Below are 22,940 nucleotides of genomic sequence, written 5' to 3'. Positions count from 1 at the left end.
GCGGCGACGTACAGCACTCCGGTACGTGGCGGCTGGGCGCGCGCGTCGTGCCGGGGCACTTCGCCCAGACCCACGAGCACCCCGAGCTGCTCGGCCGCACGCTGCTGCAGGTGCTCGAGGAGGACTGGGCGCGCGACCGCGGGCGGGCGATGCCGGTGCTGCGCCGCTACGAGCTCGACCGGCAGGCCGAGCAGCCGTTCGAGACGCTGTCGGGCGGGCAGCAGGCGCGCTTCCAGGTGCTGCTGCTCGAGCTCGCCGGGTGCACGCTGCTGCTGCTCGACGAGCCGACGGACAACCTCGACCTGGCCAGCGCACAGGCGCTGGAGGACGCGCTCGACGCCTTCGACGGCACCGTCGTCGCGGTGACCCACGACCGCTGGCTGGCCCGCCGGTTCGAGCGCTACGTCGTCTTCGGCGCGGACGGGCGGGTGCGCGAGGCGCCGGAGCCGGTGTGGGACGAGGGGCGCGTCGAGCGGGTGCGCTGACCGCCGGGGTTTGGAGCCCGGGGGCGTGACCGGGTAGCCTGAGCGGCTGTTGTGCCCATGAGTCCCGTCGCAGCCGAGCAGGCCGCCCGGGCGGGCGCGACTCCCGGAGCACTCCGTGCCCTCTCGAGCGTGCGCGCTCGTCAGGCCCTGCGACGACGAAGGTAGCGAACCAGTGCGTACGTACACCCCCAAGCCCGGCGAGGTCCAGCGCCAGTGGCACGTCATCGACGCCACCGACGTCGTCCTCGGCCGGCTGGCCAGCCAGACGGCGAAGCTGCTGCGCGGCAAGCACAAGCCGACGTTCGCCCCGCACGTCGACACCGGCGACTTCGTCGTCATCATCAACGCCGGCAAGGTCGCCCTGACCGGCAGCAAGCGCGAGCAGAAGATGGCCTACAGCCACTCGGGCTTCCCGGGCGGCCTCAAGGCCACGCCCTACACCGAGCTGCTCTCGAAGGACCCGCGCAAGGCGGTCGAGAAGGCCGTGCGCGGCATGCTCCCGCACAACAGCCTGGGCCGCCAGCAGCTCAAGAAGCTGAAGGTCTACGCCGGCCCGGAGCACCCGCACGTGTCGCAGCAGCCGCAGCCGTACGAGATCAGCCAGGTCGCCCAGTAGCACCCGGCCACTCCGGCCGGGCGACGGCTGGAGCCCCCTGCGCCGCAGGCGCCCGGGGCGTGAACGACCCCAATCCTGATCGAACAGCGAAGCGCGAGGAAGAAGGACCGTGACGGACACCCCCGTCGAGACTCTCGACACCGACGCAGACGTCGAGGAGTACGTCGGCGACTACACCACCGAGTCCGCCCCCGGCGCGGCCGGTGGCGCCGCCCGTGCGGCTGCGACCGGCCCCGGCGCCGCGACCGGCCGCCGCAAGGAGGCCGTCGCCCGAGTCCGGATCGTCCCGGGCACCGGCGTCTGGAAGATCAACGGGCGCACGCTCGAGGAGTACTTCCCGAACAAGGTCCACCAGCAGCTGGTGAACGACCCGTTCAAGACCCTCGAGATCGAGGGCGCGTACGACGTCATCGCCCGCGTGCACGGTGGCGGTGTCTCCGGCCAGGCCGGCGCGCTGCGCCTCGGCGTGGCCCGCGCGCTCAACGAGGTCGACGTCGAGGCCAACCGCCCGGCGCTGAAGAAGGCCGGCTTCCTCACCCGCGACCCGCGGGCGAAGGAGCGGAAGAAGTACGGCCTCAAGAAGGCCCGCAAGGCTCCTCAGTACAGCAAGCGCTGAGGCACCCCGTGGCGGCGAGCCCGCAGTCGACAGCCGGTCAGCAGTCTGCTGGCCGGCTGTTCGGCACGGACGGGGTACGAGGCCTGGCCAACGTCGACCTCACGGCCGAGCTCGCGCTCGACCTGGCGGTCGCGGCGGCGCACATCCTGGCCGACACCGGAGCGTTCGCCGGCCACCGGCCGAGCGCGGTGGTCGGCCGCGACCCGCGCGCGTCGGGGGAGTTCCTCGCCGCCGCGGTCACGGCGGGGCTGGCGAGCGCAGGCGTCGACGTGCTCGACGTCGGCGTGCTGCCGACGCCGGCGGTCGCGCACCTGACCGGAGTGCTCGGAGCTGACCTCGGGGTCATGCTCTCGGCCTCGCACAACCCCATGCCGGACAACGGGATCAAGTTCTTCGCCCGCGGCGGGGTCAAGCTCGCCGACGAGCTCGAGGACGCGATCGAGCGGCGCCTGCGCGAGCCCTGGACCCGGCCGGTGGGCGCGTCCGTGGGCCGGGTCAGCCGGTCCAAGGACGCCCGTGGCCTCTACAGCGGGCACCTGCTCGCGGCAGCCCCGCACCGGCTCGACGGGCTCAAGGTCGTCGTGGACGCGGCGAACGGCGCGGCCTACGCCGCAGCTCCGGAGACCCTGCGCCGCCTCGGCGCGACGGTGGTCGCCATCGCCGCCAAGCCCGACGGCGTCAACATCAACGACGGGGTCGGGTCGACGCACCTGGAGCACGTCGCCGCGGCGGTCCGCGAGCACGGGGCCGACGCCGGCATCGCCCACGACGGCGACGCGGACCGGTGCCTGGCGGTCGATGCCGAGGGCAACGTGGTCGACGGCGACCAGATCCTGGCGATCCTGGCGCTCGCGATGCGCGAGGCCGGCACGCTGCGCCGCGACACGGTGGTCGCCACGGTCATGGCCAACCTCGGCTTCAAGCTCGCGATGCGCCGGGAGGGCATCGCCGTCGTGGAGACCAAGGTCGGCGACCGCTACGTCTTGGAGGCCATGCGCGAGGGCGGCTACGCCCTCGGTGGCGAGCAGTCGGGCCACGTGGTGCTGCTCGACCACGCGACCACGGGCGACGGGCTGCTCACGGCGCTCTACCTGCTCGGGCGGATGGCGCAGACGGGCAAGCCGCTCGCGGAGCTGGCCGCGGTGATGGAGCGGCTCCCGCAGGTGCTCGTCAACGTCCGCGACGTGGACAAGTCGCGGGTCGACGACGAGGTCGCGGTGAAGGCGGCCGTCGCCGAGGCCGAGGCCGAGCTCGGGGACTCCGGGCGCGTGCTGCTGCGCCCGAGCGGCACCGAGCAGCTGGTCCGGGTCATGGTCGAGGCGCCCACCGCGGAGCAGGCCGGCGAGATCGCCGAGCGGCTGGCCGCGGTCGTGCGGGCCAAGCTCGCGGTGTGAGGATTTCTACTGACACCGGACGGGGCTTCTAGCTAAGCAACGGCTCCGGGCGGCCGACAGGGTGCCCGTGCGGGCATGGGTGTGGTGGCTGGTCGGCGGAGGCGCGCTCGCTTGCGCCTACCAGCTCGCCCCCGTCGGCCTCCTGACCGACGTCTGCTACCTCGGCCTCGGCGTTGCCTCGCTCTGCGTGATGGCGGCCGGCGTGGCCAGGCAGCGCCCGCGCCCGGTCGCTGCCTGGGCCGCGCTCGTCGTCGCGCTCGCCTGCTTCGTGCTGGGCGACGCGCTGTGGACGTACTACGAGCGCGTCCTCCGCGAGGACCCCTTCCCCTCCGCGGCCGACGGTGCCTACCTCGGTGGCTACGTCCCATTGCTCGGCGGTGTCCTGCTGCTGCTGCGGGCTCGCCGGGCCGGGCGGGAGGCCTCAGCCGGTATCGAGTCCGGGATCGTCGCGCTCGCCCTCGTGCTCGCCGCCTGGGAGCCGCTGCTGGAGCCCGCGCTGACCGAAGGCGAGGGGGGCCTGCTCGCTCGCGGCATCCTCACGGCGTACCCCGTGGCCGACCTGCTGGTCGCGTCCGTGCTCGTCCGGCTGCTGCTCGAGGGTGAGTCGCGCAACGGCGGGCTCCGGCTGCTCGGCCTCGCGCTGCTGTGCGCGGTCGTGTCCGACACCGCGTTCCTCGTGGGCCAGGCATACGGGACGTACGACGCCGGCCAGCTGTCCGACACCGGCTACCTGCTCGAGTACGTCCTGCTCGCGGCGGCGGCATGGCACCCGGCCGCGGTCTCGGCCCCGGCCTCCTCGGCGCGGCGCTCGCTGCTCGGCCGGCACCGGCTGCTGCTCGTCGGGGGCTGTGCGCTCGTCGGGCCTGTGCTGCTGTTCGCGCTCGAGGCGCCGGACGTGCGAGACGTCCGCGTCGTGGCCGCCTCCTCGCTGCTCATCACCTTGCTGGTGCTGTGGCGGGCGTCCCGCCTGGTCCGTGCGGTTCGCGAGTCCGCTGCGCTGATCGCCCACCGGGCGGCGCACGACCAGCTGACCGGGCTGCTCAACCGCGACCGCTTCAACACGCTCGTCGACGAGGCGGTGGCGCAGCCGGGCGAGGCTGCGGTCGTCCGGATGGACCTCGACGGCTTCCGCTCCGTCAACGACACCGAAGGCCACGAGGCGGGCGACCAGCTGCTGCGGCAGACGGCGGGCCGGGTCCGCGCGTGCGCCCCGTCCGGCACCTGGGCACGGCTGGAGGGCGACGAGTTCGCGGCCCTGCTGACCGGCCCTGGCGCGGCGGCCGCAGCCGAGGTCCTGGCCGAGGACCTGGTGCGGCGGCTGCGCGAGCCCTTCGACGTCGGTGGCCGGCCCGCCCTGCTGCGGGCGAGCGCGGGCTTCGCGAGCACCTGCGACGGGCGCGGCAACGCGGACACGCTGCTGGCGGCGGCCGACGTGGCGCTGTCCGTGGCCAAGTCGCACGGCGGCGGGCGCGCCGTGGCCCACCGGCCCGACCTCGACACGGCGGTGCTGACCTCGCCCGCGCTGGCGGCCCGTCTCGAGCAGGCCCTCGACGCCGGCGAGCTCGAGGTCTTCTATCAGCCCGTGGTCGAGCTGGCGTCCGGCGCGGTCACCGGGACCGAGGCACTCGTGCGGTGGCGCCGCGACGGGGCTCTGGTCCCGCCCGACGAGTTCCTGCCGGTGGCGCACTCGACGGGGCTCGTCGTGCAGGTGGACCGCTTCGTCCTGCAGCGCGCCGTCGGGCAGCTGACCGCCTGGGACGCCGAGGGCCTGGGCACGGAGGGGCACTACGTCGGCGTCAACTTCTCGGTGCGCTCGCTCGAGCGGCGCGGGCTGGTCGAGGAGGTGCTCGCCGTCCTGGGCGCCGCGGGGCTGTCGCCGGCCCGGCTGCTGGTCGAGGTCACCGAGGAGGCCGCGGCCTCGAGCGCCGCGGTCCGTGCCACGCTGGAGCGGCTGCGCGCACACGGGATGCGAGTGGCGCTCGACGACTTCGGGACCGGCTACTCCTCCCTGGCCTATCTCGAGCAGATCCCCGCGGACGTGCTCAAGGTGGCCAAGCCACTGGTCGACCCGCTCGACGCGGAGCCTGCGACCGACCATGTGCTGCGTGCGCTCGTGGCGTTGGCGGCCGACTGCGGCCTGGAGGTCCTCGCGGAGGGGGTGGAGACCGAGCGCCAGCGCCGGCGGCTGCTCGGGCTCGGGGTCTCGCGGGCCCAGGGCTATCTCTTCTCCCGCCCGCTGCCGGCGGAGGAGGCGCGCGGACGGCTGACGGCGTACCCGGAGCTCGTTGCTCCCTGAGCGCCGCGGCTCGCCTGTCCGGAGACGGCTGGCTCGCCCCGTAGCCTTGGTCGCATGTGCGGGATCGTGGGTTACGTCGGGAGCAAGCCGGCGCTGGACGTCGTGATGAACGGGCTGCGCCGCCTGGAGTACCGCGGATACGACTCCGCGGGGGTCGCGGTGGTGTCCGAGGGCAAGCTGGCCACGCGCAAGCGCGCGGGCAAGCTGGCCAACCTGGAGGCCGCTCTCGGCGAGCAGCCGCTGCCGGCCAGCTCGACCGGCATGGGGCACACCCGCTGGGCGACGCACGGCGCGCCGAACGACCGGAACGCCCACCCGCACCTGGACGACACGGGCAGTGTCGCGGTCATCCACAACGGGATCATCGAGAACTTCGCCACGCTCCGCGCCGAGCTGGAGGCTCGCGGCCACGAGCTGGTCTCGGAGACCGACACCGAGGTCGTCGCCCACCTGCTGGCCGACGAGTTCGACGGGCAGCAGGAGGACGGCGGCGAGGCCGACCTCGCCGAGGCGCTGCGCCGGGTGTGCAGCCGGCTCGACGGGGCCTTCACGCTGGTCGCGACCCACGGGTCCGCCCCCGACGTGGTCGTGGCCGCGCGCCGCAACAGCCCGCTCGTGGTGGGCCGCGGGGACGGGGAGAACTTCCTCGCCTCGGACGTGGCCGCGTTCATCGAATACACCCGCAACGCGGTCGAGGTGGCCGACGGGCAGGTCGTCGAGCTGCGCCCCGAGGGCATCACGATGACCGACTTCGACGGCAACGAGGTGCAGCCGAAGGAGTACCACGTCGACTGGGACGCCTCGGCGGCGGAGAAGGGCGGCTACCCCTACTTCATGCTCAAGGAGATCGCCGAGCAGCCCAGGTCCGTCGCGGACACCCTGCTCGGGCGCATCGACGACACGGGTCGGCTGGCGCTGGACGAGGTCCGGCTGTCCGAGGAGGACCTGCGCGAGGTCGACAAGGTGATCGTGATCGCCTGCGGCTCGTCCTACCACGCCGGGCTCATCGCGAAGTACGCGATCGAGCACTGGACGCGGCTGCCGGTCGAGGTCGAGGTGGCCTCGGAGTTCCGCTACCGCGACCCGATCATCGACCGCTCCACCCTCGTCGTGGCGATCTCGCAGTCCGGCGAGAGCATGGACACCCTCATGGCGGTCCGGCACGCCCGGGAGCAGAAGGCGCGCGTCATCGCGATCTGCAACACCAACGGGTCGACGATCCCGCGCGAGTCCGACGCGGTGCTCTACACCCACGCCGGCCCGGAGGTCGGGGTCGCCGCGACCAAGACCTTCCTCACCCAGCTCGTCGCGTGCTACCTGCTCGGCCTCTTCCTCGCCCAGGTGCGCGGGACCAAGTTCGCCGACGAGGTGCAGGCCATCGTCCGCGAGCTCGCGGCGATGCCCGACGCGGTCGACGACGTCCTCGACACCGTCGAGCCGGTGCGCGAGCTCGCCCGCTCGCTGGCCGACGCCAAGGCCGTCCTCTTCCTCGGCCGCCACGTCGGCTACCCGGTGGCCCTCGAGGGCGCGCTCAAGCTCAAGGAGCTGGCCTACATGCACGCCGAGGCGTTCGCGGCCGGCGAGCTCAAGCACGGCCCGATCGCGCTCATCGAGGACGGCCTGCCGGTCGTCGTGGTCGTCCCGTCGCCGCGCGGGCGCTCGGTCATCCACCAGAAGATCGTGAGCAACATCCAGGAGGTACGCGCCCGCGGGGCCCGCACCATCGTGATCGCGGAGGAGGGCGACGAGGCGGTCACGCCCTATGCCGACACCGTGATCCGCACCCCGCGCACCGCGACGCTGCTCGCGCCGCTCGTCGCGACGGTGCCGCTGCAGGTCTTCGCCTGTGAGCTCGCGCTCGCCCGCGGGCTCGACGTCGACCAGCCGCGCAACCTGGCCAAGTCGGTCACCGTCGAATAGCCCGCCGCGCCGGGCGCCCTTCGCCGGGCGTCCGGCGCGCTATTGCTCAATGCACTAGAACGGCTGAGCCGTACTGCTCATGCCCGGTCCGGCCATTCGCTGGACGTTCGTGACGCTCCGCTCCGGTCAATTGGCGCAGCGCAATAGGCGTCCGCCATTCCGGTGGTTGCCGCGGCGAAAGCTGCGCCGACAACCTTTCGCTGATTACTCTCTGTGCTGAAGTGCCGGAGAGTGGTGGGCGAAAGGCGAAAAGTGGCGACGAAGAGTGACGGGGCCGTCGCGTCCCGGGCTCGAGGTCGTCGCCGCGCTCCCCGCTCGTCCCGCCAGGGGAACGCAGGGGCGCACATGCGCCCGCAGGGCACGGGCCCGCAGAGCGCCAGGCCCTCCCTGCCGCTCACCCGCCCGCTGCTGGCGGCGGCGCTGGCGGTGTGCGTCGCCGCCGCGCTGCTGCTGCCCACCGCCGTGCCGTGGGCCGTCCTCGCCCCCTGCGCCGCGCTCGTGTTCGCGGTCTCCGGCGGGCTGTCCGGGCCGGTCGGCCTCGGGTCCGGTGGCGGCGGGCGCAGCGGCGAGCTGCCCGGGACGGCCCCGGTGGCGTACGTCCCCCTCGCCGTGCTGCTGCCCGGGCCCGCCGCGCTACTGACGCTCGCCACGGGCATGGCCGCGGCGCTGCTGCTGCAGGAGCGCGCCGCCTGGCACCGCGCGGCCCTGACGTCGGCCGCGCACACCGTGACGGGCGCGGCCGGGCTGGTCCTCCTTGCGGCCTCGGGCGTCGAGCCGGTGGGGGAGCGGGCCCTGGTCGCTGCGTCCACGGCGTTCGTCGGCGCCCTGCTCACCACCCGGGTGCTCCTTGCCCGCACCGAGATCGGCGGCAGGGGCGGCCCGGCGCTCGCGCGGCTGTGCCGGTGCGCGACGCCCACCGCTGCAGCGTCCGCGGCCGTCGGCGCCGCGCTGGCAGCCTGGGGCGAGCGGACGCCGGCAGTGCTGTGGTCGGCGGCGGTCGTGGCCGCCGCGGTCAGCCTCGTCGTCGCCGTGCACGAGCGGCAGCGCCGCGAGGCCGAGCGGCTGCACCGGGCGCTCGGCTTCGTCGTCGAGCTGTCGGCGCTGCGCTCGGCCGGCGACGTGCGCGACCGGCTGCGCTCGGCCCTCGCCGACGTCGTCGACGGTGCCCGGACCCACCTGACCTCCGACCCGCCGCCGCCGGGCGAAGCGGCGGTCGAGCTGCCGACGGTGGGCGAGCGGCGCGAATGGCTCCTGGTGCAGGCGCCCGGCCCGATCAAGCCGTCGGTCGCCGGCGTCGCCGCGACGATGGTGGACGCGGCCCGCCGCTCGGTCGAGGTCATGCACGAGCGCAGCCGGCTGCACCACGCCGCCCGGCACGACCCGCTGACCGGGCTGGCCAACCGTGGCCAGCTCGAGGAGGTCGCCCGCCGCGAGCTGGCCCGGGCACGGCGCGAGGGCGGCCACCTGGCCCTGCTCTACATCGATCTCGACGGCTTCAAGCAGGTCAACGACGAGTACGGCCACCGGGCCGGCGACGACTTGCTGCGCCAGGTCGCCGGGCGCATGCAGGCGGCGCTGCGCGAGGGAGACCTGCCAGCCCGCATCGGCGGCGACGAGTTCTGCGTGCTGCTCACGACGAGCGTGCGCGGGCCCGGCGACGTCGACGCGGCCGTGCAGCGCCTCGTCGAGCAGGTCTCCTCGCCCTACCTCGTCGAGGGCAAGGTGGTGAACGTCGGGGTCAGCATCGGGGCCGCGGCGCCGGAAGAGGGCGTGCACGACTTCGAGGCGATGCTGCGCGCCGCCGACGCCAGGATGTACGCCGACAAGCGAGGGCCGGCCGGGCGGCGCTGAGCGCCACACCCGCTGCGGGCAGGATGGCGCCGTGATCCTCGGAGTCGGCATCGACGTGGTGGACGTCGCGCGGTTCTCGGCCACGCTGGAGCGGTCGCCGCGGCTGCGCGGCCGGCTGTTCACCCCCGACGAGCAGGAGCTGCCGCCGGCCAGCCTCGCCGCCCGGTTCGCGGCGAAGGAGGCGGTGGCGAAGGCGCTCGGGGCGCCGCGGGGGCTGCGCTGGGTGGATGCCGAGGTGATCCGGGACGACGCCGGCCGGCCGCACATCCGGGTGACGGGGACGGTCGCCGCGGAGGCCGAGCGGCGCGGCGTGCTCGCCTGGCACGTGTCGCTCAGCCACGACGCGGGCATCGCGTCGGCGGTGGTGGTCGCCGAAGGGGCCGGGGCGCCCGCGAAGGGACAGGAGGGCGCATCGTGAGGCTGGCGTACGACGTGGAGGCGGTGCGCGCGGCCGAGGCCGCGCTCGCGGCGGGCCTGCCCGCGGGGACGCTGATGGACCGCGCGGCGGCCGGTATCGCCGCGGCCTGCGCCCGGCTGCTCGGGTCGACGTACGGCACCCGCGTCGTGCTCCTCGTCGGCAGCGGGGACAACGGCGGCGACGCCCTGCACGCCGGCGCGCGGCTGGGCCGGCGTGGCGCCCGGGTGGACGCGCTCTGCCTCGGGTCGCGCACCCACCAGGAGGGGGCGGCCGCGCTCCTCGCCGCCGGCGGCCGGCTGCACGGCGGGACGGAGCGCGCCGACCTGCTCGACGACGCCGACCTCGTGGTCGACGGCATCGTCGGCATCGGTGGCTCCGGCGGCCTGCGCCCCGACGCCGCGCGCGTGGTCGCCCGGGCGGAGGCGTCGGCGGCGCTGCTGGTCGCGGTCGACGTGCCGAGCGGGGTGGACGCCTCCACCGGCGAGGCCACAGGGGAGGTCGTGCACGCGGACGTCACGCTCACCCCGGGCACGCTCAAGCCGGGGCTGCTGGTGGACCCGGGGTCGTCCTGCGCGGGCCTGGTCGAGGTCGTCGACATCGGCCTCGGCCCGCACCTCGCCGCGCTCGGCGCCCCCGACGTCGAGGCGCTGGAGGCGGACGACGTGGCGGCGCTGCTGCCCGCGCCCGGTCCGGAGTCGGACAAGTACCAGCGGGGTGTCGTCGGTGTCGTGGCCGGCAGCGACGAATACCCCGGCGCCGCCGTCCTCTGTGCCGGCGCCGCCGTCCGCTCCGGGGCCGGCATGGTGCGCTATGTCGGGCCCGACCACGCCACGTACCGCGTCCTCGCCCGCTGGCCCGAGGCCGTCGCCGGCGAGGGGCGCGTGCAGGCCCGGGTGATCGGGCCGGGGATCCCCGAGCTCGACGCCGTCCTCGACCAGGTTGCCCGGCCCGAGCCGGTCGTCCTCGACGCCACCGCGGCCACCGCGTACGCCCGGGCGGGCGGCCCCGCGCTGCTGACCCCGCACGCCGGCGAACTGGTCCGCGTGCTCGCCGCGGCCGGGGTCGAGGCGACGCGCGAGCAGGTCGAGGCGCGGCGGCTGCACTGGGCGCGCGAGGCGGCCCGGGCCACCGGCTGCGTGGTGCTGCTCAAGGGCTCGACGACAGTGGTCGCCGCGCCCGACGGCCGCGTCCGGGTCAACCCCACGGGCACGCCGTGGCTCGCGACGGCCGGCTCCGGCGACGTGCTCGCCGGGGTCGCGGGCGCGCTGCTCGCCGGTGGCCTGCCGCCGTTCGACGCGGGGTCGGTCGCCGCCTGGCTGCACGGGCTCGCCGGCCGGCTGGCGGCCGACGGGGCTTCCACGAGCGCCTCGGCGGTGCTCGACGCGCTCCCCGCCGCGCTGCGGGCCGTCCTGCGCTGACGCCGTCCGCGGCTACGACGCCCGCACGGGCCCGTCCCGACGTCCCGCCCCGACGCCCATTGCCCGGCCCCGACGCCTCTCGCCCGGCCCCGACGCCCATCGCCCGGCCCCGACGCCCAGCGCCCCGCCCCGACGCCCAGCGCCCCGCCCCGACGCCTCCCGCCCCGCCCGGTTCCGTCGCAGTGCCGCATTCTCGCGGTACCCGTCAGGCTGAATGCCGCATTGTGCCGATAGGTTCGCGAGAATGCGGCATTCTGCCAAACCGGGGCGGTGCCGGGGTCAGGGCCGGGGGGCCGGGGGGGCGGGGGTCAGGCGGCGGCGGGGAGGGCGGGCGGCAGGCTCTCCTGCATCTGCGTGAGCACGTCGAGGTTGTAGGTCTCGCTCGCCTGGACGTACGCCCACCGCCGCTGGCTGGTGGCGCCAAACCGCGACTTCTGCAGGCCGGCGCTCATGCCGAACAGGATCTTTCGCGCCCCGCGGCGCCGCCCGCTGCGGACCGCCTGCCACAGCGTCTGCTGGTACGCCCGGTGCGAGGCCACGTAGTCGTAGTCCAGCCCGACGAACAGCGGCGCGACGTGCTGCCCGCCGAGGTGCTGCACGCCGAAGGCGACGGGGGCATCGGGCCCGCCGACGAGCCGGAGCACGGTCAGCTCCCAGCCGGGAGTGGCGAGCACCGCGTCGAGCACGCGCCGGGGCAGCGGGAAGACGTTGAGCTCGAGATTGCGGGCGTGCACGTTGCGGTAGAGCCCGTAGAGGTGGTCGAGCTCGGTCGACGGCACCGACGCGGCCTCCGCCGACCCGCCGGGATACGCACGTACGTCATAGCGGCCCTCCCACGCCAGCACCTGCGTCCGCTGGTGGTAGCGCGCCTTCTTCGACAGCCCGGCGAGGAACTCCCCGTCGTCGGCGAAGTCGATGTCCCGCTCCCACGTCGCGAGGACGGGGATGCGCAGGAAGCCCTCGGCGACCATGAGCTCGTGGAGCTCGTCGTCCCCGTCGGCGATGTCGCGCACGACCACGGACGAGGCGCCGGCGAGGTCCTCCTCGGCGCGCGCCGCGTCGAGGATCAGGCGAAGCGCGCTACGCCAATCCGCGCTCCGGTCGAGGTAGAGGTGGTCGCCCTCGGTCAGCAGCGATCCCATCCCGACGACGCGCGAGGTGAGGTGGTAGGGGTCGTCCGCGCGGAGCCGCTCGACGGCGGCGGACACGTGCTCGTCGGCGAGCATGTCGTCCTTCCACAGCGCGGTCGTGAAGAACGTCGCAGCCACGGGGCGCCCGCTGGAGCCGTCACGGACGAGCCAGTAGTGGAAGGACCACCGGTGCTCCACGGCGTCCACGTGCTTGTCGGCGAAGACGGCCTCGAGCATCCGCAGGCCGTCCCACGTGAAGGCGCCCCGTCCGTCGAACATCGCGTCCCACTCGGCCTGGTCGACGACGTCCACCGTCGTGTGGTGCTCGAGCACAAGGCCGCTGGCGGCAGGCGACGCGGCGGGCAGCGGGCGGAGGCGTACGTCCCGGCCTTCGAGCTGCTTTGTGAACGACCGGGTCAGCACCTGAAGCGAGCTTCCCTCGTCGTGCAGGGCCGCCGGGAGCGAGGCGGCGAGCGCCTCCACCAGGCCGACGACGTCGTCGTCGGTGTGGTTCGCGGTGATGGTGACGCGCGCACCGGAGCGCTTCGCAGCCACCGCGGGGAACGTCGCCGTGTCGGCGAAGTAGCCGGCATCGCGCAGCCGCGTGGTCAGGTTGTACGCGACCTCGGGGCTGCCTGCGCCGATGCAGCGGATCGGCGCCTCGCTCGGGCTGACGAGCGGCAGGCCCTCGTCAGCGGCGAGCCGGTTGAAGAGCCGGATCAGGTGCAGCAGACGTTCCTGTCGCTCGACGATCGCGGGGCTCATGTGCAGCCTGGCCGACGCGAGGATCGCGCCGAGCAGCGGCGGCTGCACCGGGCCGGAGAAGATGAGGGGCCCGCCGACGGTGAAGACCCGGCGCCGCATCTCCTCGGTGGGGAAGGTCAGGGCCCCGCCGGCGGCGGCGAAGGACTTGTTGAGCGAGCCGGCGACGACGGACCGCTCGAGCGCCGGCGAGCGCAGGTGCTCGAGGGCGTGCCCGCGGCCGTGCCGGCCGGTCCAGGACACCGAGTGGGCGTCGTCGATGTAGAGCCAGAGGTTGTCGTGGCGCGCGGCGACCTCGTTGAGCTCGGCCACCGGCGCGAAGTCGGCGTACATGCTGTAGAGGCCGTCGGCGGCATACCACACCCGACGCCGAGTTCGGGAATACTCCTGCAGGCGACGCTCGAGCGTGCGGAGGTCGTTGTGCGGGACGAGCTCGACGGAGGTCCCCTGCGCCTGCGCGAGCTTGGCCGCGGTCTGGACGCTGTTGTGCACCTGGTGGTCGAGGATGAGCGCGTCATCGGGGCCGAGGATCGTCGGCAGCGTGGCGATGTGCCCCATGGTGGTGCTGGGGGTGATGACGGTTGGGCGGCCGAACAGCGTCGAGAGCAGCTGCTCCGCCTCGGCGTAGCGCGGCGGGGAGACGTACGCCCGTGACGAGGAGAACTGCGTCCCGAAGCGCTCCACGGCGTCGACGACGCCGGCCTTCAACTGCGGGTGCACTTCGAGCCCGAGGTAGCTGCAGGAGCCGAAGCTGACGAGCCGCTGCCCGCCGACCGTGATGGTGCGCCCGTCCAGATGCGCGTCCTCCGCCGCGGCGTGGAGCATCCCGCGTCGGGCGCCGTCGCTGATGACGTCGTCGACTGCCTGCAGCACCTGCTCCGCGTTCGCCACGCGTTCCTCCTCCGGAAGCCTGAGCGCCCGCGGGCGCTCGATGATCGCGGTCGCGACCGCCATCTCGGGAGTTCGTCGCCCGGGCCACCGGCCTTGAGCGACCGGCTGATGGCGCTCCCGCGGGGCGAGCGGGCCCAGTCTTGGGGGGCAGGGGTTTCGGCCCGACCACGTCGGGCAGGATGGGCAGGCGGCGGTTCAGGAACGAGCCCAGCACCGTGGCCGCGCTCTGTCGGTCACGGGGACGTTCCCCTACCGACCGAAGGATTGATGCGTGCAGCGGTTTGCACCTGAGACACCCGCACCGAGCGCCGACTTCATCGGCGCGTTCGAGACCACGCTCCTTCCTGCCTACGGCGTCGACGTCGCCGAGCTCAGCGGGCACAGCACGCGCTGGCAGGAGGACGCCGACCGACTGCTGGAGGCGGGGGTCCGCCGAGCGCGCTGGTCGCTGCGCTGGCACAGGATCGAGCCGGAGCCGGGCTCCTTCGACTGGGCCGAGACCGACCGCGTCCTCGGGCACCTGCACGACAGGGGCCTGGACCCGATCGTCGACCTCGTGCACCACACGAGCTACCCCACCTGGCTCGCCGACGGCTTCCGCGACCGTCGCTATCCCGCGGCCTACCTGCGCTACGTCGAGGCCGTCGCACGCCGCTACCCGTGGCTGCGGTCCTACACGCTGTTCAACGAGCCCTTCGCGACGCTGTTCCTCGCCGGCCACGAGGCGGTGTGGCCGCCCTACGACCGAGGCGTCGAGGGGTTCACGCGGCTGCTGCTCAACGTCCTCCCGGCGCTGACCGAGGCCTCGCGCTGCTGGTCTGACCTGCTGCCCGACGCGCAGCACGTGTGGGTCGACACCGGCGAGCACCACGGCGGCGCGCCCGGCGCCGGCGCCGACTACGCCGCCTTCGCGAACGACCGCCGGCACATCGCGCTCGACCTCGCCCTGGGGCACGACCTCGACCCGCAGCGGCCGTTCCTGCGCCAGATCCTCGAGGCGGGCGGCGAGCGCCTGCTCGACCTGCCGAAGGCCCGCGTCGACGTGCTGGGCCTGGACTACTACTGCCACTCCGAATGGTGGTACGACGGCCCCGGCTTCGCCCCGTCGCCGCACCCGGTGGGCTTCCGCGAGGTCGCGCGGCAGTACTGGGAGCGCTACCGGCTCCCGATGATGCTCAGCGAGACCAACATCCGCGGCCTGCCGACGGACCGCGCGTCCTGGCTGCGCTACATGCTCGAGGAGTACGAGGGCGCCCTCGCCGACGGCGTCCCGCTGCAGGGCTTCTGCTGGTTCCCGTCGGTCGACTCCTTCGACTGGGACTCGTTGCTGGCCCGGGCCGGCGGCCGCGCCGACCCCGTCGGGGTCGTCGGGGTCGGGCCGGCGGGGGAACGGGTGCGCAACGCCTTCACGGGCGTGTGGGAGGCGGCGGCCGCGGGGGCCCGCGCCGCCGAGCTCCCCGCGTACCGCTTCCAGTCGCCCTGCTCGGACCAGCTCACCGGGCTGACGCCGCGGCTGCGGCACTGGCCCTGGCAGGACCCGCCTGTGGAGGAGGCCGTCCCCCCGATCAACGTCTCCGTCGCGCCCGACGCCCCGTCGCGCCGAACCGATACCGAGGAGGTGGCAGCAATGCCTGCGAACCCCGTACGTCCCGATCTCGTGGTCCTGTCGCACCTGAGATGGGCCTGGGTGTGGCAGCGCCCGCAGCACCTCGTCTCGCGCTTCGCCGACGTGCTCGCCGCGTCCGGTGCCCGCACGTGGTTCGTCGAGGAGCCGATGTCCGGCCCCGTCGACGAGCCCGAGCTGCGCGTGGAGCAGGTCGGCCAGGTCACGCGGGTCTGGCTGGTCGTCCCGGCACGGCCCGGGCTGGCCGAGTACCTCGGCTTCGACGCGGACGAGGCCCAGGACTACGGCGAGCGGCTCGCCGACTGGCTGTCCACCCAGGGCATGCGCGCCGCACCGGACGTGCTGCTCTACTCGCCCATGGCGCTGGACGTCGCCGAGGCGCTGCAGCCGGGGCGCATCGCGTACGACGTCATGGACGACCTCGCCTCCTTCCTCGACGCGCCGGAGGGGCTGCGGCTGCGCCAGCGCCGGGTGCTGGCCGAGGCCGACGTGGTCTACGCCGGCGGCCGCTCGTTGCAGCGCGGAGTCCTGCCGCACCGCCCTGACACGCACCTGTTCCCGAGTGGTGTCGAGGCCGCGCACTACGAGGCGTCGCGGGCGCTGCGCGAGCCGCGCGAGCGGCGGGTCGCGGGCTACGTCGGGGTGATCGACGAGCGGCTCGACCTCGAGCTCCTCGGCAAGCTGGCCGAGCAGCTGCCGGACTGGACCCTGCGCATCGTCGGCCCGGTCACCAAGATCGACCCGGCGTCGCTGCCGCAGGCCCCGAACCTCGAGTTCCCGGGCATGGCGGCGTACGCCGAGCTCCCGCAGGTCATGGCCGGCTTCGACGTGGCGCTGATGCCGTTCGCGCTGAACGAGGCGACACGCTCGATCAGCCCGACGAAGACGCTGGAGTACCTGGCCGCAGGCCTGCCGGTGGTCTCGACCCGGGTGCCCGACGTCGTGGCCGACTACGACGGCGTCGTCCATCTCGCCGACGATGCCGAGGACTTCGCCGCCGCCTGCCGGCACGTCGTCGAGCACTCGCGCGAGGACCGCGACCGCCGGCTGCGCCCGATCCAGGAGCGGCACGAGTGGGACGCGATCGCGGGCGCGATGTACGCCCTGCTCGAGGCAAGCGGCGCGCGACCGGGCGCCACGCAGGCCGTCGAGGCGCTGGCGTGACGGCGCGCGACGGCGTGGCAGCCGACCTCGAGCGGGCGCACGCCCAGGGCGTGGGGGCCGCGATGGCCGGGCTGCAGGACCCCGGCCTCGGGGCGCTGCGGCTGGCGGGGACCGGCGTACGGGGGCTGGCCGAGGCCGCGGTCTCGTCCGCGACCCCGTTCCTGCGCGCCCCGCTCCTCGCCCGGATCTCACAGGCCCTGCTCCTGCACCCGCCGGCGGGTGACGAGGCCGGCCGCTGCCGCACCTGCGGCACCGACGCCCCGTGCGGCACGGCTCAGGCGCTGGCCGCATGAGCGCGGGCATGAGCGGGACGAGCGCCGGGACGCCCGACCTGGTCGTCGTCGGGGCCGGGTTCTTCGGCCTCACGGTCGCGGAGGTGGTCGCCCGCGAGCTCGGCAAGCGGGTGCTGGTGCTCGACCGGCGCAGCCACCTCGGTGGCAACGCCTGGTCCGAGCGCGAGCCGACGACGGGGATCGAGGTGCACCGCTACGGCGCCCACCTCTTCCACACCTCGAACCAGCGCGTCTGGGACTACGTCAACCGCTTCACCTCGTTCACCGGCTACCAGCACCGGGTCTTCTCGGTCTTCAAGGGCCGGGTCTACCCCATGCCGATCAACCTCGGCACGATCTGCGAGTACTTCGGCCAGCACCTGTCCCCGGACGAGGCCCGGGCGTTGATCCGCGACCAGGCGGCCGAGGTCGGCGAGGAGGCGGTGAACCTCGAGGAGAAGGCGGTCTCGCTCATCGGGCGCCCGCTCTACGAGGCGTTCGTGCGCGGCTACACCGCCAAGCAGTGGCAGACGGACCCGCGCGAGCTCAGCCCGGACATCATCACGCGGCTGCCGGTGCGCTACACGTTCGACAACCGCTACTTCACCGACACCTTCGAAGGCCTGCCGGTCGACGGCTACGACGCCTGGCTGACGCGCATGGCCGAGTCCCCGCTCATCGATGTGCAACTGGAGGTGGACTTCTTCGACGTGCGCGGAGAGCTGCCCGCCGGGGTGCCCGTCGTCTACACCGGGCCGGTGGACCGCTACTTCGACTACGCCGAGGGCCCGCTGGCGTGGCGGACGCTGGACTTCGAGCAGGAGGTGCTGCCGACCGGCGACTTCCAGGGCACGCCGGTGATGAACTACGCCGACGAGGACGTCCCGTGGACGCGCATCCACGAGTTCCGACACTTCCACCCGGAACGGGACTACCCCGCGGACAAGACCGTCGTCGTCCGCGAGTACTCCCGCTGGGCGGGGCCCGGGGACGAGCCGTACTACCCGGTGAACGCGGCGAGCGACCGGGAGCGGCTGCAGCGCTACCGGGAGCTGGCGCAGGCCGAGCGGGACGTCTGGTTCGGCGGCCGGCTCGGGACCTACAAATATCTAGACATGCACATGGCCATCGCGTCGGCATTGTCGATGGTGGACAACGAGCTGCGCGCTCGGCTCGCGTAGCGGACCATGGAGCGCGGGAAGCGCCCTACCGGGAGATCCCGGTAGGGCGCTTCTGTGCGTTGCCGTGCGGGAACGTCGCCAAATCGCTCGTCCGGGGCGGAAGTAGTAACGGCTGGATCACGATCACTCGACGCCGACGACGAAAGTGGCTACGTTGCCCCCACGGGGTGGATGTACGAGCCGTCGTACGCGACATCCCGCACCGCACCATCGTCGGCCCGCCTCAGCGCAGAGGAGCCCCGTGCTACCACCCCAGCCCTGGGCGGCCCCCAGCCGCCCGAGCTCCCGTCCCGGCAACTCCGACATCGTTGCCAATCCGGACAGCGCTTAGCGGGCTCGCCTCCCGGCCTTGTGCCGGCTTGTGCTGCTCTGTCGCGTCCTGTGCAGGCGCGCCGACGGCGCAGGTCCTTCCCATCCGCACGCCGCATCTTCCACCCCCGACCGCTCCGGCGGCCGGGGTGCGTTCGCCCACGCCGCCCGCAGCGGCGTGGCTCAGCGTCAAGACCTCATCTCGGAGGACGAGTACGTGATTCCCAGAACTGTCGACCGGCACGCCTCCCGAGGCCGCCGAAGGGCCGCCACCGGCCTGCTCGTGGCGGCCGTCGCCGCCGTCTCCAGCTCGATCGTGGCCCTGCCCACGGCCGTCGCCGCCGTCACCTGCGTCTCGGGCGCGGTCTGCGAGGCCGAGCAGGCCACGCTGACGGGTGGCGCGAAGACCAACACGGACCACCGCGGCTACACCGGCAGCGGCTTCGTGGACGGCGTGGGCGCGGGGGCCAGCATCGCCTTCGGCTACACCGCGGCGACCGCCGGCACCCACAACGTGACGATCCGCTACGCGAACGCGCAGGGTGGCGACGGGCAGAACACGACCCGGACCATGACGCTGCGCGTCGGGTCCACCGACGTCCCGGTGTCGCTGCCCCCGTCGGGCAGCTGGGACACCTGGGCCACGGTGACGGTCCCCGTCGCCCTGCCCGCCGGCGCCAGCACGCTCGACCTGCGTGTGGCCACCGGCAACAGCGGCAACGTCAACATCGACAGCATCACCATCGCCAAGGCCCCGGACGGCGCCGTCCGGGAGCAGGGCGTCACCCTCCGCATCTTCGACCTGGGCCTCCCGCTGCAGAAGCTCTGCACGCTCAAGCCGGGCCAGACCCCCAACGTCGACGTGCTCCGCCCCAACGTCAACTGGTCGACCACCGCGGACTGGGCGGGCTACACCGCCAACTTCCAGGCCCAGGTCGTCGCCGACCTCGACGTCGCCCAGGCCGGCAACTACACCTTCCGCGTCCTCAACGACGACGGGGCCAAGGTCTTTATCGACGGCCAGCAGGTCATCGACAACGACGGCCTGCAGGACTCCACCACCAAGGACGGCGACTACACGCTGACCGCGGGCCGGCACCAGCTGGAGATCCGCTACTTCCAGGCCGGCGGCGGCGAGAAGCTCACCCTGTCCTGGCGCAAGCCCGGCTCGACCACCTTCGAGGTCGTCCCGAACTCCGTCCTCTCGGTCGAGGCCGGCGGCGCGCGCGTCGTCGCTCCCGGCACCAAGGAGTGCGAGGGGCTCAGCGACGGCGCCGGCGACGGCCTCCCGCTGACGAAGGTCCACCCCAGCTTCACGCTGAGCAACCTGCGCCCGGCCGGCTTCCAGCCCGACGTCTCGGGCATCTCGTGGTACCCGAACGGCGACGCCGCCGTCCTCACGTGGGGCGCCGCGCAGGTCTCCACGAACGGCAAGCTCTACCGCGTCAGCAACGTGCAGAACGTCGTCGACCCGGCCAAGCTGGCCTACAAGGAGGTCGCAGCCGGCCTGCAGGAGCCGCAGGGCGTCGCGGTCGTCGACGGCGACACCTACATCACCTCCAAGGTCGGGCTCGAGAAGCTCGTCGACGCCGACGGCGACGGCTACTTCGAGGGCCGCCAGCGCATCGCGACGTGGCCCAACGGCCAGAACTTCCACGAGTTCGCCTTCGGCCTGCCCTACAAGGACGGCTACTTCTACGTCGCGCTGTCCGTCGCGCTCGAGCGCAGCGGCTCCTCGACCGTCCCGCAGCCCGGCCCCGACCGCGGCACGTTCCTCAAGGTCAGCAAGGACACCGGCACGATCGAGTTCGTCGCCGGCGGCCTGCGCACCCCGAACGGCATCGGCTTCGGCCCCGAGGGCGAGATCCTCGTGACCGACAACCAGGGCGGCTGGGTCCCGGCCAGCAAGCTGGTCCAGATCAAGCAGGGCGCGTTCTACAACCACTTCACCACGCACAACGACGAGAGCGGCAAGCCACAGCCCGGCCGGTTCGACAACCAGCCGGTCACGAAGCCGATCGTCTGGATGCCGCAGAACGAGATCGCCAACTCGCCCTCGACCCCCGTGGTCATGCAGGAGGGCCAGTTCGCCGGTCAGCTCGCCATCGGCGACGTGACCTACGGCGGCCTGCAGCGCGTCCAGCTGCAGAAGGTCAACGGCCAGCTGCAGGGCGCGCTCTACCGCATGACCCAGGGCCTCGAGGCCGGCGTCAACGAGCTCGCCCTCGGCCCCGACGGCGACCTCTACATCGGCGGCATCGGCTACGACGGCAACTGGAACCAGCCCGGCAAGCTGCGCTACGGCTTCCAGAAGCTGACGGCGAACGACACCGTCACGATGGACATCCTGAAGACCGAGATCACCGACAAGGGCTTCGACATCACCTACACGAAGCCGCTGTCGGAGCAGACCCGCCAGGGCCTCGCCGCGAAGTACCAGATCGACCAGTGGCGCTACAACCCGACCAGCCAGTACGGCGGGCCGAAGCTCAACCAGGAGAACCTCGCCGCCACGGCAGCGACCGTGAGCGCCGACGGCAAGACGGTCAGCCTGACGGTCCCGGGCGTCAAGCCCGACCGGGTCGTGCACATCCGCTCGCCGCGCCCCTTCGCCGCTGCTGACGGCGAGGCGCTCTGGAGCACCGAGGTCTGGTACACCGCCAACGAGGTGCCGGGCTACGTCGCCCCCGCCGACAAGGGCTGGTACGAGGCCGAGGACGGCCAGCTCAGCTCCGGCGCCAGCATCGAGACCGAGCACAGCGGCTACTCCGGCTCGGGCTTCGTCGGCGGCTTCTTCAACAACGGCGCGACGCTGACCTTCAACGTCAACGCGGCAACGGCCGGCGTGCAGCCGGTCCACCTGCGCTACGCCAACGGCCCGAACCCGTTCACGGGCACCAAGCGGGTCGCGGTCTACGTCAACGGCACCAAGGTCGACCCGTGGGCGCTGCCGGACACCGGTAGCTGGAAGAACTGGCGGACGGTCAGCCGGGACTTCAACCTGCAGGCCGGCAACAACACCATCACCTTCAAGTACGAGACCGGCGTCGACGGCAACGTCAACTTCGACGCCCTGAAGGTCGGCGCCGGTGTCGACATCTGCACCCCGGCGACGGAGGCGGGCTACACCAGCCTCTTCGACGGCACGCTGGAGAGCTTCCAGAAGTGGACGATGGCCGGCCCCGGCTCCTTCGGCCGCCAGGACGACTGCTCGATCCTCTCGGTGGGCGGCCTCGGCCTGCTCTACTACCCGCAGACGTTCAACTCCTACAGCCTGAAGCTCGACTGGAAGATGGCCGGGGACGACAACGGCGGCGTCTTCGTCGGCTTCCCGAACCCGGGCAACGACCCGTGGGTGGCGGTCAACCAGGGCTTCGAGATCCAGATCGACGCCACGGACGACCCCAGCCACACGACGGGCTCGATCTACGGCTTCCAGGCCGCGGACGCCGCGGCGCGTGACGCCGTCCTCAAGGCCCCGGGGCAGTGGAACTCCTACGAGCTCATCGTCGAGGGCCAGCGCATCCAGGTCTGGCTGAACGGCGTGAAGATCAACGACTACGTCAACACCGACCCGGCCCGGCTCAAGGGCGCGACGATGATCGGCCTGCAGAACCACGGCACGGGTGACGAGGTCTTCTACCGCAACGTGCGGATCAAGGCCCTCGGCGACACGACGGCCCCGACGACGTCGGCGACCGTCAGCCCGGCCGCGGCCAACGGCCAGAACGGCTGGTACGTCTCGCCGGTCACGGTCAACGTCACGGCCACCGACGACGCCGCGGGCGCCGTCAAGGTCGAGTACCGCCTCGACGGCGGTGCGTGGACGACGTACGCCACGCCGGTCGTGGTCGCCGCCGCCGGCGAGCACACGGTGGACTACCGGGCGACGGACGCCACGGGCAACGTGTCCACGGTCAAGTCGGTCTCCTTCAAGGTCGACGCCGCGGCCCCGACCGTCACGGTGACGGGCCTGGCCGACGGCTCCACGCACGGCGACTCCGGCACGCTGACCCCGTCGTGGACCGCGACGGACGCGACCTCCGGGCTCTCCGGCTCGGTGACCGCGACGCTGGACGGCAAGGCGATCGCCAGCGGCTCGACGGTGACGCTCTACGAGCTCGCGCTCGGTGAGCACACCCTCGTGGTCACCGCGAAGGACAACGCCGGCAACACGACGACCCGCACAGTGACGTTCACCGTCGGGACCTCGTTCGCCGACATCAAGGCGCTCATCGCGCAGTTCAACGCGGACGGCACGATCAGCGCCAAGACGGTGGCGTCCCTGCGCGACCGGCTCGACAAGGCCGAGCAGGCCGCCGACTCGGGCAGTGAGACGCGGACGATCTCCTACCTCGAGCAGTTCGTCGACCGGGCCAACAGCCAGGTCAAGGGCGATGACCGCGACCTGATGGTCCGTCAGCTGCTCAAGCGCGACGCCGCGGCGCTGATCGCCGAGGCGCAGCAGGCGGAGGCCGCCGAGGCCGCCGCCGCCCGCTAGCCGCTCCTCTCCCAGGGACCCCCTCCCGCCCGGGAAGAGCACCGCAGGCCCCGTCCGGACACCGTCCGGGCGGGGCCTGCCCCTTTCTTCGG

14 protein-coding genes are annotated in these 22,940 nt (G+C 73.4%); 13 read left to right on the top strand and 1 reads right to left on the bottom strand.

Annotated features, from left to right (window positions below):
* From G9H71_RS14380 to G9H71_RS14340, 9 genes are all read left to right on the top strand, one after another.
* Positions 1–485: ABC-F family ATP-binding cassette domain-containing protein (locus G9H71_RS14380; protein WP_166283007.1), on the top strand; the 485-nt coding region annotated here is incomplete at its 5' end.
* Positions 486–657: 172 nt separating this feature from the next.
* On the top strand, positions 658–1,101 hold the full coding sequence (gene rplM / locus G9H71_RS14375; RefSeq protein ID WP_166283005.1) for a 50S ribosomal protein L13: 444 nt from the start codon (positions 658–660) through the stop codon (positions 1,099–1,101).
* Positions 1,102–1,210: 109 nt separating this feature from the next.
* Positions 1,211–1,717, top strand: coding sequence for a 30S ribosomal protein S9 (gene rpsI / locus G9H71_RS14370; RefSeq protein ID WP_166283003.1), 507 nt, complete (start codon positions 1,211–1,213; stop codon positions 1,715–1,717).
* 8 nt (positions 1,718–1,725) lie between these two features.
* Positions 1,726–3,111 (top strand): phosphoglucosamine mutase, encoded by a 1,386-nt coding sequence (gene glmM / locus G9H71_RS14365; protein ID WP_166283001.1) that lies wholly within the window; start codon positions 1,726–1,728, stop codon positions 3,109–3,111.
* 67 nt (positions 3,112–3,178) lie between these two features.
* Positions 3,179–5,407: a putative bifunctional diguanylate cyclase/phosphodiesterase gene (locus G9H71_RS14360; protein ID WP_166282999.1), complete on the top strand. Its 2,229-nt coding sequence runs from the start codon at positions 3,179–3,181 to the stop codon at positions 5,405–5,407.
* A gap of 54 nt (positions 5,408–5,461) precedes the next feature.
* Complete coding sequence (gene glmS / locus G9H71_RS14355; RefSeq protein WP_166282997.1) at positions 5,462–7,327, top strand: glutamine--fructose-6-phosphate transaminase (isomerizing); 1,866 nt, start codon at positions 5,462–5,464, stop codon at positions 7,325–7,327.
* A gap of 345 nt (positions 7,328–7,672) precedes the next feature.
* Entirely contained in the window at positions 7,673–9,178 is a 1,506-nt protein-coding gene (locus G9H71_RS14350; RefSeq protein ID WP_166282995.1) for a GGDEF domain-containing protein, read from the top strand.
* A gap of 31 nt (positions 9,179–9,209) precedes the next feature.
* On the top strand, positions 9,210–9,596 hold the full coding sequence (locus tag G9H71_RS14345; protein WP_166282993.1) for a holo-ACP synthase: 387 nt from the start codon (positions 9,210–9,212) through the stop codon (positions 9,594–9,596).
* The gene (locus G9H71_RS14340; RefSeq protein WP_166282991.1) at positions 9,593–11,014 is read left to right on the top strand and encodes an NAD(P)H-hydrate dehydratase; all 1,422 of its coding nucleotides are present in this window, start codon (positions 9,593–9,595) and stop codon (positions 11,012–11,014) included. Before G9H71_RS14345 ends, G9H71_RS14340 begins: the two co-directional genes overlap by 4 nt.
* A gap of 308 nt (positions 11,015–11,322) precedes the next feature.
* On the opposite strand, the gene G9H71_RS14335 is transcribed toward G9H71_RS14340, so the two are convergent.
* Positions 11,323–13,797 carry an aminotransferase class I/II-fold pyridoxal phosphate-dependent enzyme gene (locus G9H71_RS14335; RefSeq protein WP_166282989.1) on the bottom strand — a complete coding sequence of 825 codons (2,475 nt, stop codon included), beginning with the start codon at positions 13,795–13,797 and terminating at the stop codon, positions 11,323–11,325.
* Positions 13,798–14,068: 271 nt separating this feature from the next.
* On the opposite strand from G9H71_RS14335, the gene G9H71_RS25150 reads away from it, so the two are divergent.
* The 4 genes from G9H71_RS25150 (at position 14,069) to G9H71_RS14315 (ending at position 22,848) form a co-directional block, all read left to right on the top strand.
* Positions 14,069–16,585, top strand: coding sequence for a family 1 glycosylhydrolase (locus tag G9H71_RS25150; RefSeq protein ID WP_166282987.1), 2,517 nt, complete (start codon positions 14,069–14,071; stop codon positions 16,583–16,585).
* Positions 16,582–16,878: a hypothetical protein gene (locus G9H71_RS14325; RefSeq protein ID WP_166282985.1), complete on the top strand. Its 297-nt coding sequence runs from the start codon at positions 16,582–16,584 to the stop codon at positions 16,876–16,878. Before G9H71_RS25150 ends, G9H71_RS14325 begins: the two co-directional genes overlap by 4 nt.
* Before the next feature lie 8 nt (positions 16,879–16,886).
* Entirely contained in the window at positions 16,887–18,038 is a 1,152-nt protein-coding gene (glf, locus tag G9H71_RS14320; RefSeq protein ID WP_231134834.1) for a UDP-galactopyranose mutase, read from the top strand.
* A 526-nt stretch (positions 18,039–18,564) separates the two neighbouring features.
* Entirely contained in the window at positions 18,565–22,848 is a 4,284-nt protein-coding gene (locus G9H71_RS14315; RefSeq protein ID WP_166282981.1) for a family 16 glycoside hydrolase, read from the top strand.
* Positions 22,849–22,940: the final 92 nt, after the last annotated feature.

The organism is Motilibacter deserti (genome assembly GCF_011250635.1).
In the GTDB taxonomy this organism is placed as follows: domain Bacteria; phylum Actinomycetota; class Actinomycetes; order Motilibacterales; family Motilibacteraceae; genus Motilibacter_A; species Motilibacter_A deserti.
The sequence above is the reverse complement of the archived record's forward strand: the minus strand, read 5'-3'. Positions and strand labels throughout refer to the sequence as shown.

What these genes read in the sequence shown, in the direction of transcription:
- G9H71_RS14350 (WP_166282995.1), top strand. Translation starts at nt 7,673, where the DNA reads ATGCGCCCGCAGGGCACGGGCCCGCAGAGCGCCAGGCCCTCCCTGCCG.
- glmS (WP_166282997.1), top strand. Translation starts at nt 5,462, where the DNA reads ATGTGCGGGATCGTGGGTTACGTCGGGAGCAAGCCGGCGCTGGACGTC.
- glf (WP_231134834.1), top strand. Translation starts at nt 16,887, where the DNA reads ATGAGCGGGACGAGCGCCGGGACGCCCGACCTGGTCGTCGTCGGGGCC.